The organism is Arthrobacter sp. NPDC090010 (assembly GCF_044748305.1).
GTDB lineage: Bacteria > Actinomycetota > Actinomycetes > Actinomycetales > Micrococcaceae > Arthrobacter_E.
In genome coordinates this window covers 201,992-217,489 of the sequence record NZ_JBIVFT010000002.1, presented here as the reverse complement: position 1 = coordinate 217,489, position 15,498 = coordinate 201,992, and the positions used below count along the sequence as shown (strand labels likewise).

The 15,498-nt window shown below is 64.5% G+C and carries 16 protein-coding genes and 1 tRNA gene; 8 read left to right on the top strand and 9 right to left on the bottom strand.

Annotated elements, in window-relative coordinates; genetic code table 11:
- Positions 1-50: 50 nt before the first annotated feature.
- The 3 genes from ACIPXZ_RS03835 to ACIPXZ_RS03825 are packed head-to-tail and all read right to left on the bottom strand — an operon-like array spanning position 51 to position 2,733.
- Complete coding sequence (locus ACIPXZ_RS03835) at positions 51-812, bottom strand: amino acid ABC transporter ATP-binding protein (RefSeq protein ID WP_400591086.1); 762 nt, start codon at positions 810-812, stop codon at positions 51-53.
- A complete protein-coding gene (locus tag ACIPXZ_RS03830) occupies positions 809-1,735 on the bottom strand; it encodes an amino acid ABC transporter permease (protein ID WP_400590812.1) in 927 nt (308 codons plus the stop codon). Before ACIPXZ_RS03830 ends, ACIPXZ_RS03835 begins: the two co-directional genes overlap by 4 nt.
- 26 nt (positions 1,736-1,761) lie before the next feature.
- The gene (locus ACIPXZ_RS03825; RefSeq protein ID WP_400590811.1) at positions 1,762-2,733 is read right to left on the bottom strand and encodes an ABC transporter substrate-binding protein; all 972 of its coding nucleotides are present in this window, start codon (positions 2,731-2,733) and stop codon (positions 1,762-1,764) included.
- A gap of 146 nt (positions 2,734-2,879) precedes the next feature.
- Here ACIPXZ_RS03825 and ACIPXZ_RS03820 point away from each other — a divergent pair, with 146 nt between their 5' ends.
- Both ACIPXZ_RS03820 and ACIPXZ_RS03815 read left to right on the top strand, forming a co-directional pair.
- Positions 2,880-3,545: a TetR/AcrR family transcriptional regulator gene (locus tag ACIPXZ_RS03820; RefSeq protein WP_400590810.1), complete on the top strand. Its 666-nt coding sequence runs from the start codon at positions 2,880-2,882 to the stop codon at positions 3,543-3,545.
- A 48-nt stretch (positions 3,546-3,593) separates the two neighbouring features.
- Positions 3,594-4,814, top strand: a complete 1,221-nt coding sequence (locus ACIPXZ_RS03815; protein WP_400590809.1) for a PLP-dependent aminotransferase family protein — start codon at positions 3,594-3,596, stop codon at positions 4,812-4,814.
- Between the two features lie 57 nt (positions 4,815-4,871).
- Here ACIPXZ_RS03815 and gdhA read toward each other — a convergent pair whose 3' ends face one another.
- A complete protein-coding gene (gdhA, locus tag ACIPXZ_RS03810) occupies positions 4,872-6,218 on the bottom strand; it encodes an NADP-specific glutamate dehydrogenase (protein WP_400590808.1) in 1,347 nt (448 codons plus the stop codon).
- A gap of 143 nt (positions 6,219-6,361) precedes the next feature.
- On the opposite strand from gdhA, the gene ACIPXZ_RS03805 reads away from it, so the two are divergent.
- The 3 genes from ACIPXZ_RS03805 to ACIPXZ_RS03795 all read left to right on the top strand — a co-directional run bounded on the left by ACIPXZ_RS03805 (position 6,362) and on the right by ACIPXZ_RS03795 (position 8,497).
- Positions 6,362-6,709: a zinc ribbon domain-containing protein YjdM gene (locus tag ACIPXZ_RS03805; protein WP_400590807.1), complete on the top strand. Its 348-nt coding sequence runs from the start codon at positions 6,362-6,364 to the stop codon at positions 6,707-6,709.
- 133 nt (positions 6,710-6,842) lie between these two features.
- Positions 6,843-8,279 carry a sugar porter family MFS transporter gene (locus ACIPXZ_RS03800; RefSeq protein ID WP_400590806.1) on the top strand — a complete coding sequence of 479 codons (1,437 nt, stop codon included), beginning with the start codon at positions 6,843-6,845 and terminating at the stop codon, positions 8,277-8,279.
- Positions 8,280-8,424: 145 nt separating this feature from the next.
- Positions 8,425-8,497, top strand: a tRNA-Ala gene (locus tag ACIPXZ_RS03795).
- Positions 8,498-9,493: 996 nt separating this feature from the next.
- Here ACIPXZ_RS03795 and ACIPXZ_RS03790 read toward each other — a convergent pair.
- Positions 9,494-9,721, bottom strand: a complete 228-nt coding sequence (locus ACIPXZ_RS03790) for a hypothetical protein (RefSeq protein WP_400590805.1) — start codon at positions 9,719-9,721, stop codon at positions 9,494-9,496.
- A 144-nt stretch (positions 9,722-9,865) separates the two neighbouring features.
- Here ACIPXZ_RS03790 and ACIPXZ_RS03785 point away from each other — a divergent pair, with 144 nt between their 5' ends.
- Positions 9,866-10,744, top strand: a complete 879-nt coding sequence (locus ACIPXZ_RS03785) for a hypothetical protein (protein WP_400590804.1) — start codon at positions 9,866-9,868, stop codon at positions 10,742-10,744.
- A 56-nt stretch (positions 10,745-10,800) separates the two neighbouring features.
- Here ACIPXZ_RS03785 and ACIPXZ_RS03780 read toward each other — a convergent pair whose 3' ends face one another.
- A complete protein-coding gene (locus tag ACIPXZ_RS03780) occupies positions 10,801-10,935 on the bottom strand; it encodes a hypothetical protein (protein WP_400590803.1) in 135 nt (44 codons plus the stop codon).
- A 21-nt stretch (positions 10,936-10,956) separates the two neighbouring features.
- Here ACIPXZ_RS03780 and ACIPXZ_RS03775 point away from each other — a divergent pair, with 21 nt between their 5' ends.
- Complete coding sequence (locus ACIPXZ_RS03775; RefSeq protein WP_400590802.1) at positions 10,957-11,418, top strand: hypothetical protein; 462 nt, start codon at positions 10,957-10,959, stop codon at positions 11,416-11,418.
- A gap of 267 nt (positions 11,419-11,685) precedes the next feature.
- Here the strand turns inward: ACIPXZ_RS03775 and ACIPXZ_RS03770 are convergent, their stop codons facing one another.
- The gene (locus tag ACIPXZ_RS03770) at positions 11,686-12,564 is read right to left on the bottom strand and encodes a helix-turn-helix transcriptional regulator (protein ID WP_400590801.1); all 879 of its coding nucleotides are present in this window, start codon (positions 12,562-12,564) and stop codon (positions 11,686-11,688) included.
- A gap of 247 nt (positions 12,565-12,811) precedes the next feature.
- Between ACIPXZ_RS03770 and ACIPXZ_RS03765 the strand changes: the two genes are divergently transcribed.
- Entirely contained in the window at positions 12,812-14,209 is a 1,398-nt protein-coding gene (locus tag ACIPXZ_RS03765) for an MFS transporter (protein WP_400591085.1), read from the top strand.
- Positions 14,210-14,289: 80 nt separating this feature from the next.
- On the opposite strand, the gene ACIPXZ_RS03760 is transcribed toward ACIPXZ_RS03765, so the two are convergent.
- Positions 14,290-14,910 carry a GyrI-like domain-containing protein gene (locus ACIPXZ_RS03760; RefSeq protein ID WP_400590800.1) on the bottom strand — a complete coding sequence of 207 codons (621 nt, stop codon included), beginning with the start codon at positions 14,908-14,910 and terminating at the stop codon, positions 14,290-14,292.
- 143 nt (positions 14,911-15,053) lie between these two features.
- Positions 15,054-15,476, bottom strand: a complete 423-nt coding sequence (locus tag ACIPXZ_RS03755; RefSeq protein WP_400590799.1) for a VOC family protein — start codon at positions 15,474-15,476, stop codon at positions 15,054-15,056.
- Positions 15,477-15,498: the final 22 nt, after the last annotated feature.

The following is a 15,498-nucleotide window of genomic DNA, read 5'->3' as shown; positions in this document are numbered from 1 at the left end:
AGTCCTGAGGATCGGGGCGGTTGCCTGGTGATAGGTCGGGGGGAAGGCGGTCAGAGCACCTTGGAGAGGAACGACTTGGTCCGTTCGTGCTGCGGCCGGAGCAGCACTTCATCGGGCAGTCCCTGTTCGACGATGACGCCGCCATCCATGAAGACCACGACGTCGCCGACTTCGCGGGCGAAACCCATTTCATGGGTGACCACGATCATGGTCATGCCGCTCGCGGCGAGCTGCTTCATCACGTCCAGCACTTCGCCGACGAGCTCGGGGTCCAGGGCGGACGTGGGTTCGTCGAAGAGCATGAGGTCAGGTTTCATGGCCAGGGCCCGGGCGATCGCCACCCGCTGTTGCTGGCCGCCCGAGAGCTGTGACGGGTAGTTGTTGGCCCGCTCGGCCAGGCCCACCTTTGCCAGCAGTTCTCTGGCCTCCGTCTCCGCCTGGGCCTTGGGGGTTTTGAGCAGCTTGGTGGGGCCGAACATGACGTTCTCCAAGGCGGTCATGTGGCCGAAGAGATTGAAGCTCTGGAACACCATCCCGATCCTGGAGCGACGCCGGTCGATCTCAGCGTCGGAGGCTTCCACAAGGCGGTCGCCGTGCACGTTGTAGCCGATCATCTGGTCGTTGACCAGGATGGCGCCCGAGCTCGTGACCTCCAGATGATTGATGCACCGCAGGAGGGTGGACTTTCCGGAGCCTGACGGACCGATGAGGCAGACCACCTGGCTCGGTTCGACGCGGAAGTCGATGCCTTTGAGCACCTCCACCGGGCCGAAGCTCTTGTGGACGTTGAGGAATTCGACGGTTGCCATCAGCGGGCCTCCTTCTTCGCGGGCTTGGTGGCCAGGCGGGCGGTTCCTCGGGAGTAGCGCTTCTCCAGCCGGGACTGGAACCAGCTCAGCACCGTCGTCAGGGCGATGTACCAGATGCTGGCCACGATCAGCAGCGGGATCTGCTTGAGGTTCTGGGCGTAGATCTGCTGCGCGTTGTAGAGGAGATCTCCGACGCCGATCACGATCACCAGGGAGGTGGTCTTGAGCATCGAGATGACGTTGTTCCCGATGGGCGGGATGATGACCTTCATGGCCTGGGGGATCACCACGTACCAGAGTGTCCGCAGGTGACTGAAGCCCATCGAACGGCTGGCTTCGCTCTGGCCGGCCGGAACGCTGAGCAGGCCCGCGCGGATGATCTCTGCCGTGTAGGCGGCCTCGTTGAGGCCGAGGCCCAGGATGGCGGCCCCCATGAGGGAGATGACGTCATTCGTGTTCCACTCGACGAAGTTCGGTCCGATGAAGGGGATACCGATACCGATGGTGGGGAACAATGCGGCGGCGAAGCCCCAGAAGAGGAGCTGCACCAGCAGGGGCGTGCCGCGGAAGAACCAGATGTACGTGCCGGCCACGCCGGAGATGAGCCGGTTGGGGCTCATGCGCATGACCGCGAGGAGCATGCCGACGGCGAATCCGATCACTTCGGCGATGACTGTCAGTTCCAGGGTCATGAGGAGCCCCGAGAGGATCCGGGTGTCGAAGAGATACTTGCCCACGGTCACCCAGCCGAAGCCGGGGTTGGCCACGAGTGTTCCGGCGGCCAGAGCGATGAGGAGGGCCAGGATGATGGCGGTGATCACCTGTCCGGGGCGGCGTCGTTTCAGTACGGGGCGGCCTGACATGGCGAGGTAGTCGATGCGGCCGTGTCCCGGGGCCGCGGTGTCTGATGGTGCGGGGATTGTCATGGGGTTCTCCAGCTGCGGTGCCGGCGTCACTTGGCCGGGTTGATCTGGGAGGAGGTGATCTCCGACGCGGACATGCCCCAGGCCCCGAGGATCTTCTGATAGCTGCCGTCGGCCATGAGCGAGGAGATGGCTTTCTGGAACGCCTGGGCCAGACCCTGATCATCCTTTGGTGAGATGACGCCGCTGACGGCGGGTTCGACGAGGATGCTGTCCACCGGGGTGAAGACGTCCGGCTGGAGCTGCGCGTAGTAGGCGACCAGGGCGTTGTCGGCGGCCATGGCTTGTGCGCGTCCGGTGGAGACCGCCTGGTTGACGTTGTCCTGCTGCGGCAGGATCAAGGGGGTGATCTGGCCCTTTCCGGCGTCTGAGCACTGCTTCTGGAATTCGGGAAGGACGCTGAGGGCCTGGGTGGTGCCCGTCTGGGCGGCCACCGTCTTGCCGCAGAGGTCCAGCATCTGAGCGACTTTGTCCGGATTGCCCTTCTTCACCATGACCGAGGTGCCGCCCTTCATGTAGCTGACCATGTTCACCTGGGCCTCGCGGTCCGGGGTGATGGAGAAGGCCGCCCAGGAGGCGTCGTAGCGCTTGGCCTGGATACCGGCGATGATGCCGTTGAAGTCGCCCTTGCTGAACTCGCTCTTCAGGCCCATCTTCCTGGCGACGGCGAGGGCCAGATCCGGTTCCAGGCCGACGATGGCTCCGGTGCTGTCGGTGAAGGTGATGGGCGCGTAGGTCGGGTCGGTGACCAGGCTCAGGGTGCCTTTCTGTTTGAGCGCGGCGGGTACGAGCGCTTCGACGGCGGGGTCCGTCTGGACCGCTTCGGCGGCCGCGCGACCGCCGGCGCCGACCCCCTGTGCGGCGGAGGATCCGTCGCCGGTGCCGGCGGCCGGCGTCGGGGTTTCCGTGTTGGTGCAGGCGGAGGTTCCTGCCACGAGGGCGACGGCGGCAAGGGCCAGGGCGGTCTGGCGTGCCAGGCGGCTGGTGGTGATGTTCTTCATGAGGCTTCCTTGGCGGCTTGGGATCGAGAAGAAGGGGAGTGTTGAAAACTTCAATAAGTTCAACTTATTATTTTGGTGATGCAGGTCACTGTCAAGAGCGATCCGCTAGCGTTCTGATTGTCACGACATCGCGAGAGGGGAAAACCATGGGCACCGTGGTGCGCCGCAGAAGCAACGCCGTCACTGAGGAAGCCATCGCCGAGCGCAGGGTGGAGATTCTCCGGGCGACGGCCGCCGTGATCGTGTCCTCGGGGCTCTCGGGGTGCTCCTTCGGCGCGGTCTCAGACGCCACCGGGTTCAGCGTCGGGATGATCCAGCACTACTTCCGCACCCGGGACAAGCTGATCGAATCCTGCGTCGAGCACCGCATGGAGGAGTCGGAGAGCGAATGGCGGACGACGGCGGCACGCGGCGATGACGCCGTGCAGCGGCTGAGGGAGCTCATCGACTACTCGGTGATGGGGGAGAAGGACTTCAGTGATGCGTGGGGTTTCTGGTTCGAGCTCTACGCGGCGGCACGCCTGGACCCGGCGCTGGCCGGGAAGGTCAACGAACGCCTTCAGTACTGGCAGCGGCTCTTCACCGACGCCTTGCACGACGTCTATGCCTCCGGTCAGGCCCGCACGGGCCGTCCCGTGAGCGAACTCGCCGGAGCCCTGCTCGGCCTCACCGATGGCTTGGCGTTCCAAGCCATCAACGGCACCTTCGGCATGACCGTGTCCCGTATGCACCGGATCCTCTACGGATTCATCGACACGGAGCTGGGTCTTTCGCTCGGCGAGCCCGATCCCGCGAACACCCGCTACCACTGACCACCGGCGACGACGCCGGAAACACTACGAAACCCAAGCGAGGAACAGATGAGCAGCACGCCAACCTTCCTTCACCTGGCGGCCCGTGCCGCGGGCTACCGCCCCTCACCGGTGCGGGACTTCTGGGAGGTCTCCATGCAGCCGGGCGTCATCTCCCTGGCGGGCGGCAACCCGGACCTCACGGTCCTGCCCCTCGCCGGGCTGGGGGAAGCCGCGTCCCGGATCATCACCGAACGCGGTCTCGATGCCCTGCAGTACGGTTCGGGTACCGGGACAGGAGGCGCCCGTGACGCCGTTGCGCGCGTCATGGCTGCCGAAGGCAATCCGGTGGATCCGGAGCACGTTCAGATCACCGCCGGCTCACAGATGGCCCTCGAACTGGTGGTCAAGCTGCTCTGTGACCCGGGGGACGTGATCCTCGCGGAAGGCCCCACCTATGTCGGCGCACTCGGCGTTTTCGCCGGAATGCAGACCGACGTCGCCCATGTCGCGATGGACTCCGACGGTCTGATCCCGGAAGCGCTCGAAGAAGCCATCGCCCGCTTGCGCTCCGAGGGACGGACCGTCAAAGCCCTCTACACCATCCCGAACTTCCACAACCCCACCGGCATCACGCTCTCAGCCGAACGGCGTCCGCGGATCGTCGAGATCTGCTCCCGGGCGGGCCTTCCGATCATCGAGGACAACCCGTACGGGCTGCTCGGCTTCGACGGCGCCACCTTGCCGAGCATGCATCAGCTGGACCCGGACAACGTCATCTACCTGGGGTCCTTCTCCAAGATCGTGGCACCCGGGTTGCGTGTCGGCTGGGCGGTCGCCCCTGAGCCTTTGAGGCGGCCACTGCAGCTTGCGTCCGAGGCGACCACGATCTGTGCCTCGGTCCTGAGCCAGACCCTCGTGGAGGAGTACATCCTCGGCCACGACTGGGAAGCTGTGCTGGCGAAGGCCCGGGGGCTGTACCGGAGCCGTTCCGCCGCGGTGCAGGAGGCGCTGACGGAGCATATGCCGGCAGGCGTCCGCTGGAGTGAACCGCGCGGCGGTTTCTTCACCTGGCTCGATCTGCCGGACGGCGTCTCCTGCCATGCCGTCCTGGACGCCGCGATCGATGCCAAGGTCGTGTTCGTTCCCGGAACGGCGTTCTACACCGGCCCGGACATGGACCCGGGCGTTCCCGGCTTTTCGCAGCTGAGGCTGGCCTTCTCCCTGGAGGAGGAGGACACGCTGCGTGAGGGTGTGCGCCGCCTTGGCGAGGCCATCCGCGGAAAATGACGCGACCGCCGTCGTCGGGCCGATGGTGAGGGCCCGACGACGGCGGCACGTCGGCTGTCAGACGACGCCGAGGGCGAGCATCGCGTCGGCGACCTTGATGAAGCCCGCGATGTTGGCGCCTGCCGTGTAGCTGCCCGGGACACCGTATTCGTCGGCGGTCTCGAGGCAGCGGTCGTGGATTCCGCGCATGATCTCCTCCAGGCGGTTCTCCGTGTGCTCGAAGGACCAGGAATCGCGGGAGGCGTTCTGCTGCATCTCCAGACCGCTGGTGGCGACGCCGCCCGCATTGGCGGCCTTGCCGGGCGCGAAGGTGATGCCGGCCTCAGCGAAGACCTTGACGGCGTCCGGGTCGCAGGGCATGTTGGCGCCTTCGGCGACGATGGCGCAGCCGTTGCGTGCCAGCGTGAGCGCGTCCCCGCCGTCGAGTTCGTTCTGAGTCGCGCAGGGAATCGCGATGTCGCAGGGGACGGTCCAGATCGAGGAGTCCGAGACGAAACGGGCGGCCGGACGCTGCTGCAGGTAGTCGGAGATGCGGCCTCGCCGGACCTCCTTGATCTCCTTGAGGATGTCCACGTCGACGCCGGCCTCATCGACGATGAAACCGCTGGAATCGGACACGGCCACCACGGTGCCGCCGAGCTGGTGGACTTTCTGGACCGCGTACGTGGCGACGTTGCCCGAACCGGACACCACCACCTTCTTGCCGTCGAAGGAGTCGCCGCGGGTCTTGAGGATCTCGTCGGTGAAGAAGACGGCGCCGTAGCCGGTGGCCTCGGTGCGGACGAGGGAGCCGCCCCAGCTCAGGCCCTTGCCCGTCAGGACGCCGGACTCGTAGCGGTTGGTGATGCGCTTGTACTGGCCGAAGAGATAGCCGATCTCGCGGCCGCCGACGCCGATGTCACCCGCGGGGACGTCGGTGTGCTCACCGATGTGGCGGTAGAGCTCGGTCATGAAGGACTGGCAGAAACGCATGATCTCGCCGTCGGAGCGGCGCTTGGGATCGAAGTCGCTGCCGCCCTTGCCGCCGCCGATGGGCAGACCGGTGAGTGAGTTCTTGAAGATCTGCTCGAAACCGAGGAACTTCACGATGCCCAGATAGACGGACGGGTGGAAGCGCAGACCACCCTTGTACGGGCCGAGGGCGGAGTTGAACTCCACCCGGAAACCGCGGTTCAACTGCGTGATGCCCTGGTCATCGACCCACGGGACGCGGAAGATGATCTGGCGTTCGGGCTCGCACATGCGGCGGATGATGGCCGCGTTGGTGTATTCCGGGTGCTTCGCGACCACGGGGCCGAGACTGTCGAGGACTTCGTGGACCGCCTGGTGGAACTCGGCTTCACCGTGGTTCCTCTGAAGGACCTCGTCGTAGATCTCTTGGAGGGCGGTGTGCAGAGCTGCCATGGATTCCCCTGGTTCGTGTCGTGAATGGGCCGATGGATGAGATGGGTCACATGCGCGGCCCACTGAGTGAGAAGTCTGCCACTCGAGGCCTCCGGCCCGGATCCGGAGGCGAATGTGACTGATGCCGCCGATAAAATCGGGGCATGTCTGAAAACCTGCCGCCCTGCCCTGAATGCTCCAGCGAGTACAGCTACGAGATGGGCGCCCTGCTGGTCTGCCCGGAATGCGCCCATGAGTGGGAGGCGAGTGCCGTCGAGTCGTCCTCCGAGGAGGGCGTGATCCGCGATGCGGTGGGCAATCTGCTCAGCGACGGGGACTCGGTGACCATCGTGAAGATCATGAAGGTGAAGGGCAGTCCGACGCCGTTGAAGGCCGGGACGAAGGTCCGGAACATCCGTCTCGTGGCAGGCGTGGGGGATCACGACATCGATGCGAAGGTGGACGGCTTCGGCCCCATGCAGTTGAAGTCCAGTGTGGTGAAGAAGGCCTGATGTCCTGAATCGCCGCACGTGAACGGGTGTTTCGTTCCGTCGGCGATCCCTCTTGTCTGTCAGCGTCGGCAGGTGTGGAATCGGAAGTGTCCGATGGGCCCGGTGGCCTGTGCCGATCCAACGCAGGGAGCTGATGATGGCGCCGCATGGTGGTGGAGCAGTATCGAATGAACCGTCCATCTACAAAGAGGACGGGAATGGCGGCAAGGGAGTCGTCAGAATCGCGATCGTGGCGGCGCTGGGAGGTTTCCTCTTCGGCTATGACAGCGCCGTGATCAACGGCGCGGTATCCGCCGTCGAGCAGAGGTTCGACGTCGATCCGGTGTCGCTGGGATTCGCGGTCGCTTCAGCGCTCATCGGCGCCGCTGTCGGCTCGCTGCTCGCCGGCAGGCTGGCCGACAGGGTGGGTCGATTGTCCGTCATGCGCATCGCCGCCGTGCTGTTCCTGGTCTCCGCTCTCGGTGCCGGCCTGGCACCGGCCCTGTGGGTGCTCGTGGTGTTCCGGATCGTCGGTGGCCTCGGCGTGGGTATGGCTTCGGTGATCGCCCCGGCGTACATCGCGGAGGTGTCACCGGCCCAGATCCGTGGGCGTCTGGCGTCCTTGCAGCAGTTGGCCATCGTGACGGGCATCTTCATCTCGTTGCTGGTGGACTTCCTCCTGGCGACGGCGGCCGGTGGTTCCGGGGCGCCGCTCGGGGGATTGGAAGCCTGGCAGTGGATGTTCCTGGCCATGGCGGTCCCGTCCCTCATCTACGGTGGCCTGTCCCTGACGATTCCCGAGTCTCCGAGGTACCTGATCGCTCAGCACCGGGTCTCCGAAGCCACCGTGGTGTTGAAGAAACTGACCGGCGGTATTCATGTGGAGACCACCGTGGAACGCATTCAGGAATCCATGGAGCGCGATACGGCCCCGTCCTGGAAGGACCTGATGGGCAGGAACGGGCGGATCGCCGGCATCGTCTGGGTGGGCCTCCTGCTCTCGATCTTCCAGCAGTTCGTGGGCATCAACGTGATCTTCTACTACTCGAACATCCTCTGGGAGGCCGTTGGCTTCAAGGAGGAGCAGGCGTTCGTGATCACGGTCATCAGCGCCACCATCAACATTCTGACCACACTGATCGCCATCGCCACGGTCGACCGCTTCGGCCGTAAGCCGCTCCTGATCGTCGGTTCCATCGGCATGACCATCACGCTCGCCACCATGGCCGTGATCTTCGGAACCGCGCCCGTCGAGAACGGGGCGCCGGTGTTGCACGGCGCGGCCGGGCCCATCGCTCTTGTGGCGGCGAATCTCTTCGTGGTCGCCTTCGGCATGTCCTGGGGTCCGGTGGTCTGGGTTCTGCTGGGGGAGATCTTCCCGAACAGGATGCGCGCGGCCGCGCTGGCGCTGGCAGCGAGTGCTCAATGGGTGGCGAACTGGCTGATCACGGTGTCCTTCCCAGGACTCAAAGACATCTCGCTTGCACTGGCCTACGGCCTCTATGCGGCCTTCGCGCTGCTGTCCCTGTTGTTCGTCATGAGGTTCGTCCAGGAGACCAAAGGCAAGAGTCTGGAAGACATGCACGCCTAGCTTTCGGCCGGCCCCGTGGGGTGCTGCACGGTGCATGGTGTGGTGCTCCGCCGGGGCCGGCCGATTTGGTCCGGGGGCGGGGGTGGTCTATATTGGATGAGTCGCTTCGACGGGGGAACCTAGCGGAGCGATGATTCATGAATACGGGGGTATGGCGCAGTTGGTAGCGCGTCTGCATGGCATGCAGAAGGTCAGGGGTTCGAATCCCCTTACCTCCACCGAGATACAGTGTTTGAGCCCTGTCCCGCGTGATTGCGGGGCAGGGCTCTTTCGTTGTGTGCGCTGGTCTTCGTGGTGACGATCGTGGCGATCGTTTGCTTTGGGTCGGGGGTGGCTTGGTCTTCGTCGTCGATGGCGATGCGGTCGAACAGACTCGGTTGAGCATGCGGCGTTCGACAGGTTCAGCCTTGGCACGCACGTCGCCAATATTGCTCAGGAGTCTGAGTATCGCGTCAAGTCCGGTCTCCACCTGGTCGTAGGAGGTCGGGAGCGAGTCGCGGCGGCTGGTGACTGCATGGAGGCTGGCGCGGATGCGGTCTTGCTCGGCCTTGACCTGGTCGTGGGGGATCGCGTCGGCGTAGTGCGCCTGGAGGACCTTGACTGGTGATCTGGCCCGACTTTCCTGCTGAGAAGCGAGGGTAAAGGTTTTCAGGCTTGCGGCGTTCCGGGACGTCCCGGGAGACCGGAGGCCTCCGCAGAAGACGATAGGGTCTTCGAGCGCTGAACAGCGGCTAGGAAGGTGATTGGTGCTGCGACTGCTGGCCGGCGCTGAAGCACCCCTAGCTGTGCGCGGCACCTTCCTGGAACTGGGGAGTGTCGGTCACCTTCGTCTGATCGACGAAGCACATCGACCGGGTCTGAGCTCCAAACCGTCCGTTTTTGCTTCATATTTCGTCATAATTCCAGTTCACCGCCATGCGTGACGAGGGCTGCATCAGTCGGAATCGTTGAAATGTCGGTCATTTGACCTCTTGGTCTACATCAAGGGTTCCTGGTTGCGAACGGCTTCTGGAATCCCATTTTCGATTCCCGGTTGCTACGTTCACCTGGCGTCCTCGAAGTGCCTCCCGCGCAGTCGGGCGACTTTCGCCAACTAGGGCGTGATCTCTACTCGCTTACTCGATCAAGGAATAGACGTGATCTCATTCTCAAAGCAGAGACGTGCCCTCACTGTCTCGAAGGCCATCGGCGCCCTGGCCGCCGTTTGTGCACTTTCATTTACGCTCACGGCCCCCGCTGTCGCCCAGAACAATGGGCCTGATGCTGAGCTGGGTGAGGGCGTATCCGCCGAAGTGCGGTCCCCGGTGGGTGCCTCCAGCCAGCAGGGCGACCTCCAGGCAGACGACCAGCGCGGAATCCAGCTCGACTTCACGTTCGTACCCACCAGCCCACAGTGCTCGGCGTCGGATACTGAGGGTGTGAAGATCTGCGTGACTCCCCACGCCGCGAAGCAGGAGCCGGCCGCTTTGAACAGAGGCGCGGGTATCAGAAGCTTCAAGACTCAACCCCTTCCGACCGCACTGTGCATGCCCACCGGGCAAGCGACTGTCCGGGTAACTCGGACGGAGTCCTGTACCTCCCTGCTCATGACCGTACAGATCGTCCGGGAAAGCAAGACCGGCGTAACCATCGTCGGAACCAACGAGATAGTTACCTACCTCTACCAATACAGCTCCCTCAGGCAGGCCACTGTCGCTAACCAGCTCACCATCCTGCCAAGCAGCTTCACCGGTAGCGGCGCCGAAACCTTTGTCGCCTCAGCGACTCCCGCGTGCAAGGGAAACTGCAAGTTAGACGGCAACGTCCCCTCGATCGCCGGCCGCAAGCTCACCCCAAAGTCGGAGATCAGTACCGAGAGCTTCTACACCTGGACCGGTACCAAGGCCCGCACGGAACAGACCATGACCTGGACTATCTCCTTCGCCAACCCCCAAGCAGGCGGCAACCCGCAAATCACGGCTGGTCCAGGCGTCTCCTACCGATGCGACAACGAGAACGGCTCCGCTTCTGCACTGCCAGGGTGCGTCGTCAAGCAGAGCGCCATGCAGATGACCTACGCCAAGTCCAGTTGGCCCGGCTTCGGCCGCCACGTCAGCCTCGCACAGGGAAGCGGCCTCCCCGGTGCGGTAGTCCCCCTCACCCGGTTGGACGCGAACCAGTCACCCATTGCCAACCGAAACAAGGCCTGCCCCACGAATCTGAAGCGACCCTCCGGCATGGATTGCGACGAGTATCCTTTCGCTTCGACAAAGCAAGGCGCGGCGCTCAACGGTGGGACCGGGCGAACCTTCGCAGGATGCGGGATCAACGACAAGCGGTATGCCATCGGAGCCAACGGTGCCAAGGGCTTCAGCGCATGCATGATCTCCGCCGCTGAAAATCGTTCAGCGGGCGCTCAGATGGGCGCCTTCTGGGCCAAGTACCACGTCCTCGCGGGCGACAACTTCTATATCAACGTCAAGTAGAGGAGGGCCAAGTGGTTGGTTCATACCGTGCTTTTCCGGAATTCGGTGCGCTCTGGCTAAGCGGTGCTGTCGCTGCCGGCACCGAAGCCGCCGTGATCGGAGGCAAGCTCTGCATCCAGTCCGACCGTTCCGTTCAGATCCTCACGGGCGGCTTGGGTGAGGTCCCGGTGCTGGTTCATATAGATCTTCACGTTTCGATGCCGTCCGTCGGGATGGATGGATACGACGCCGTCGTCGAAATCAGCATCATGCCCGGCCGCCTCACGACCTATGATGAGGTTGTACGGGACGGAGCGCCGGTGCGATTGGTCGGTGCCGAGCGGGAGGACGAGTCGCTTCTCGATCTCGTTTCGGGCGACGAAACCGTCACCAGAGCACGATTCCACCTTCGCGCGGGTGTGCAGATCGAAGGCGCCGATAGCGCGATGGTTGAGGAAGTTCTCGTTCAGGCCTGGCCCGAAGAGTCTGCACGTTCCTGGTCTGTCATCAAGCTGGCACCGGGGGACACGGAGTACGAGTCCAAACAGTACGGGAGCTGGGCGACTGCAAGGACGGAACCAGAAGCGATGGCGAATGAAGGAATCATCCAGCTTGAGCCTCCCTCTGTCATGGACGAGCGGACGAGAGTCCGTTCTCTGGAAGAGAACCTCCGGCGGCGCGGCCGACCATCTTGACGTTCCCCGAAGGGTTGAAAGCCTATCGTCGTCCCGGATGTCGCTGAGTAGATAGCCAGGAGCTTCCGGCGACGACATTTCGTCGGAGACTCCTGGTCACTCTGGCTCACAGCCCCTCGTCGGCTCAGCCGCATCCCAGCCTGGCATCCTCGCCGCGGGCGCTGTCCCTTCCTCTGAGAGGTGCAACGATCATCGTCGTGTATCTCATGCGGTGAATGACGATCGGGCAGCGTCGAGTCCTGCTGTCTTCGAAGTCGGCCAGGTGCATCACCGGGGTCGTGGCGACGGGACCACATCCGGCGCAGCCGCGCTCTGCTCGAGCAGGCTCCCCAATAGCTGGAGAGCCTCGGCGCCGGGGGAACCCGCATCCGCCGCGTACATGAGGACCCGGTGCCCGGAATCGTCCGGAAGGTTCAGCACCTCGAAGTTGAGCTCGACGTCCCCGACCTCAGGATGGTGCAGGTACTTCATACCGGACATGCAGTTCTCCACGGGATGCTTGGCCCAGAGCGTGGCGAACTCCTCGCTCTTCAAAGACAATTCACCGATCAGCGCGGCCAGTTCCTGGTCGTCGTTCATCCGTCCGGCCAGGAGTCGAAGGGATGCGACAGCCCGGGCCGCCTCTTCGGACCACCGGCCGTAGAGCTCCCGGGTGTGGGGGTCGAGGAACAGCAACTTCGTCATATTGGGCCGGTCCGACGGGGTCTCCGGTGACCCGAGTCTGAGATGGCCCGCAAGGAGGCGATGTCCCAGACGGTTCCAGGCGAGCACTTCGCTCCGGCGGCCGAGAACGACGGCGGGCGTGCCCGGCATGGAGGCGATGAGCCGGACGGTTCCTGGGCGGGCCTTGTCCGGCCTGGCGGGGGTCCGCCGCTTCGCCTTCACCGGCTGCGCCAGATCGAACAGGTGAGTCCGCTCGTCCGGACCTAGCTGGAGCGCCCGCGCAATGGAATCGATCACGGCCTCGGAGGCATTGCTGCTCACGCCCTGTTCGAGGCGGGTGTAGTAGGTGCTGCTCACGCCCGCCAGCATGGCAAGTTCCTCCCGCCGAAGCCCCGGCACCCGCCGCGTGCCGTAGTTCAGCAGACCGACGTCCTCGGGCTTCAATGCGGCCCGGCGGACGCGGAGAAACTCCCCAAAGTTCACTGTGATCGCTCATGGTCCCATTCTGCCGACAGTGGCACGGCTCTGTCCTGCCCCTGTCAGGGGTAGGCAGAACAGGGAGTGGTTGCCTGCATCCGAACCGAGCACCGTGGTCAATGACGGAGCCGCGGAGACGGCTGTAGCCCCACAGAAGGAACACCAGGAAATGAGCACCACCTCGGATTCGACGATCACGACGGAAGGGGCCGCACACCCGCAGCCAACGTCCGGCGTCGTCCCTCCAGAAAAGATGACCCGCCGCCAGAAGACGGCGCTCAGCGTTCTTCTGGCTGCCAGTTTCACACTCGCCGTCGACTTCTCCATCCTCAACGTGGCTCTGCCCGCCATCGGAGCGGACGTCGGGTTCACTCTTGAGAACCTGCAATGGATCGCGACGGCGTTCTCGCTGTGCGCGGCGGGTTTCACGCTCCTGTTCGGCAGGGTGGCGGACCTGGCCGGTCGGCGCAGGATGTTCTTCATCGGCATGGCCTTGCTCTGCGCTGCTTCGCTTGCCGGTGGTCTCGCCCTCGACCCGGCACTGCTGATCCTGGCCCGTGTCGGCCAGGGCATCGCGACGGCGATCGTCGTCCCGTCCGCGCTGGCCCTGCTGCTGGGCTCATTCCCGGAGGGGCGGCTGCGGGAGAAGGCCCTGGGCCTGAACGGATCCCTGATGGCGGCCGGGTTCACCGCCGGTGCGATCCTCGGTGGTCTGCTGACCGATCTGCTGAGCTGGCGCTGGGCCTTCTTCATCAACGTCCCAGTCGCCGTCGCAGTCCTGCTCATCGCTCCGGCGGTCCTGACGGAGAGCCGGCCATCCGGGAAAACACGCCTGGACGTCCCAGGAGCCGTCACGGTGACGCTCGGGTTGCTGGCGCTGGTCTTCGGCCTGAGCAACGCCGCCGAGCATTCCTGGACGGCCCCTCTGACAGTGGTCTCCTTACTGACGTCCCTCGCCCTCATCGTGGCGTTCGTCGCGATCGAGCGGCGCGCCGATTCTCCGCTCGTTCCCCTGACTGTCCTGAGCCGTCCCGCCATCGCATGGGGCAATATCGCCGGTGTTCTTGCGTTCGTGACCGAGACCTCCCTGGTCTTCCTGCTGACCCTCTATCTGCAGAGAGTGCTCGGATATTCGCCGCTCGGGGCTGGACTGTCGTTCGCAGTGCTGGGTCTGGGCACTGTGCTCGGCGGGATCCTGGGACCGAAGGTCATCGCCAGGGCCGGCAACAAGCGGGCGATCGTCTACGGCTTCATCGTCCAGGCGCTTGCCACCGGAGTCCTGGTCCTTCTGACCCCGAGCGCGGCCTCTCTGGCCCTGCTCCTCATCGCGAGCTTCATCGGCGGAGCGGCGAATCTGGTGGTCATCGTCGGCTTCATGGTCACCGCGACCTCGGGCCTTCCGGACGCCGAGCAGGGCCTGGCCACAGGCCTGGCGACCATGAGTCAGCAGATCGGAATCACCATGGGGATTCCGGTGATGAGCGCCATCTTCACGGCGCAACTGCTGGCGGCCGGGACGAGCGATGCCCCGGCCGTCTTGCACGGTGTGATCGTTGCGATCTGGGTCAATGCCGGTCTGTGCCTGGTCACGGCACTCCTGGTCGCGGTGTTCTTACGCAGGCCCGCGCCAGAGACGCGGCGCGCGGCCTGAGACTGCCGTGAACCGGCTGGGCGCGGCGAAGCCGTTCAGCGCGGGTGCGCCGGAGGCATGGCCTCCGGCGCACCCGCAGCTCATGCCCTCTGCACCGGTTGCCGGAGAATTGTCCGTAGTTTCTCCGGGCTGACCTTGCGGGCGTCGCTCAGGTAGATCTCGTGGTGCTTTCCGCTGAGCTGGAAGCCGTTGCCGGGTATGAACTCATGATGCATCCGCTGGAGCACCGGCCCTTCGTCGTCGAAGGATCCGAGATGCAGCGTCTGCACACTGAGGCCCTCGGACAACGTCTCAAGGCGCACCTCCGAAAGACGCTCAGGTGGGGCCTTCGCCCCCGCCTGAGCGAATGCGTCGGCGAACGTCGACTCATCGATCCATTCAGGAACCATGAGCATCATCGTCCACTCCCAGCGTGACTTGTCCCGCGAGGTGGTGAAGGCATCCATGTCCTCCGCCCACCAGAGGCCTTCCAATGGCGGTACGACGTAGTCGCGCCCCAATTCCTTCTTGCTGGCGAACTTGAGTTTGTACGCCACAGGGTAGAGCGCGGCCAGCGCCGCCGCATAGGCCGGTGAGGTGTTCGGGTCGCCGTGGCCGTCGATCATGAGGTACCGCATCTGCGGTATCTCCAGCACCCGGAAATCCCCGCGCACGGCCTGATAGCTGTCGAGGCTCTTCTTGAAGTCGATCTTGTCGGTCATCGGGTATCTCGGTCCTTCCGGCCAGCGGATCAGGAGAACTCCTCAGCCGTCCGGCTTCGGGGCCTTGGCACGGAGACTACCGCCTCTCGCTTCCGAGCGACACCACCCGGCGTCGTCCCTCTCGTGAAAAGCGCAGGCCCCTTCTACAGTTCGAACTCGCCTGGTGCGAGGCTGCGAGCCAAACAGAACTCGTTTCCCTCGGGATCCGCCAGCACCGTCCAGGACTGGTTCTCCTCCTGCCCGATGTCCGTGCGCACGGCTCCGAGCGCGAGAATCCGTTCCAGTTCCTCGTCGTGGCGGCGATCGATCGGTGTGATCTCGAAGTGCAGGCGGTTCTTGTGGCCTTTCGGATCCTGGCTCAGGACGAACACCATGCTCGGAACCGCAGGACCCCGGCGCAGCTCCGCCAAGCGTTGCTCGTCGGGGGACTCCGGATCCGGCCCGATCTCCACGGTCAGGCCGTTCTTGTCCTGATAGATGACGTATCCGAGAACATCGCACCAGAATTCCGCCAAGCTGCGCGGGTCGGCGCTGTCCAGGGTGACCCACTCCAGCCGACTGGCCATCCGTTCGTCCTTTCCACGGGAA

What these genes read in the sequence shown, in the direction of transcription:
- ACIPXZ_RS03830 (WP_400590812.1), bottom strand. Translation starts at nt 1,735, where the DNA reads ATGACAATCCCCGCACCATCAGACACCGCGGCCCCGGGACACGGCCGC.
- ACIPXZ_RS03825 (WP_400590811.1), bottom strand. Translation starts at nt 2,733, where the DNA reads ATGAAGAACATCACCACCAGCCGCCTGGCACGCCAGACCGCCCTGGCC.
- ACIPXZ_RS03820 (WP_400590810.1), top strand. Translation starts at nt 2,880, where the DNA reads ATGGGCACCGTGGTGCGCCGCAGAAGCAACGCCGTCACTGAGGAAGCC.
- ACIPXZ_RS03815 (WP_400590809.1), top strand. Translation starts at nt 3,594, where the DNA reads ATGAGCAGCACGCCAACCTTCCTTCACCTGGCGGCCCGTGCCGCGGGC.
- gdhA (WP_400590808.1), bottom strand. Translation starts at nt 6,218, where the DNA reads ATGGCAGCTCTGCACACCGCCCTCCAAGAGATCTACGACGAGGTCCTT.
- ACIPXZ_RS03805 (WP_400590807.1), top strand. Translation starts at nt 6,362, where the DNA reads ATGTCTGAAAACCTGCCGCCCTGCCCTGAATGCTCCAGCGAGTACAGC.
- ACIPXZ_RS03800 (WP_400590806.1), top strand. Translation starts at nt 6,843, where the DNA reads ATGATGGCGCCGCATGGTGGTGGAGCAGTATCGAATGAACCGTCCATC.
- ACIPXZ_RS03785 (WP_400590804.1), top strand. Translation starts at nt 9,866, where the DNA reads ATGACCGTACAGATCGTCCGGGAAAGCAAGACCGGCGTAACCATCGTC.
- ACIPXZ_RS03775 (WP_400590802.1), top strand. Translation starts at nt 10,957, where the DNA reads ATGGATGGATACGACGCCGTCGTCGAAATCAGCATCATGCCCGGCCGC.
- ACIPXZ_RS03765 (WP_400591085.1), top strand. Translation starts at nt 12,812, where the DNA reads ATGACCCGCCGCCAGAAGACGGCGCTCAGCGTTCTTCTGGCTGCCAGT.
- ACIPXZ_RS03760 (WP_400590800.1), bottom strand. Translation starts at nt 14,910, where the DNA reads ATGACCGACAAGATCGACTTCAAGAAGAGCCTCGACAGCTATCAGGCC.
- ACIPXZ_RS03755 (WP_400590799.1), bottom strand. Translation starts at nt 15,476, where the DNA reads ATGGCCAGTCGGCTGGAGTGGGTCACCCTGGACAGCGCCGACCCGCGC.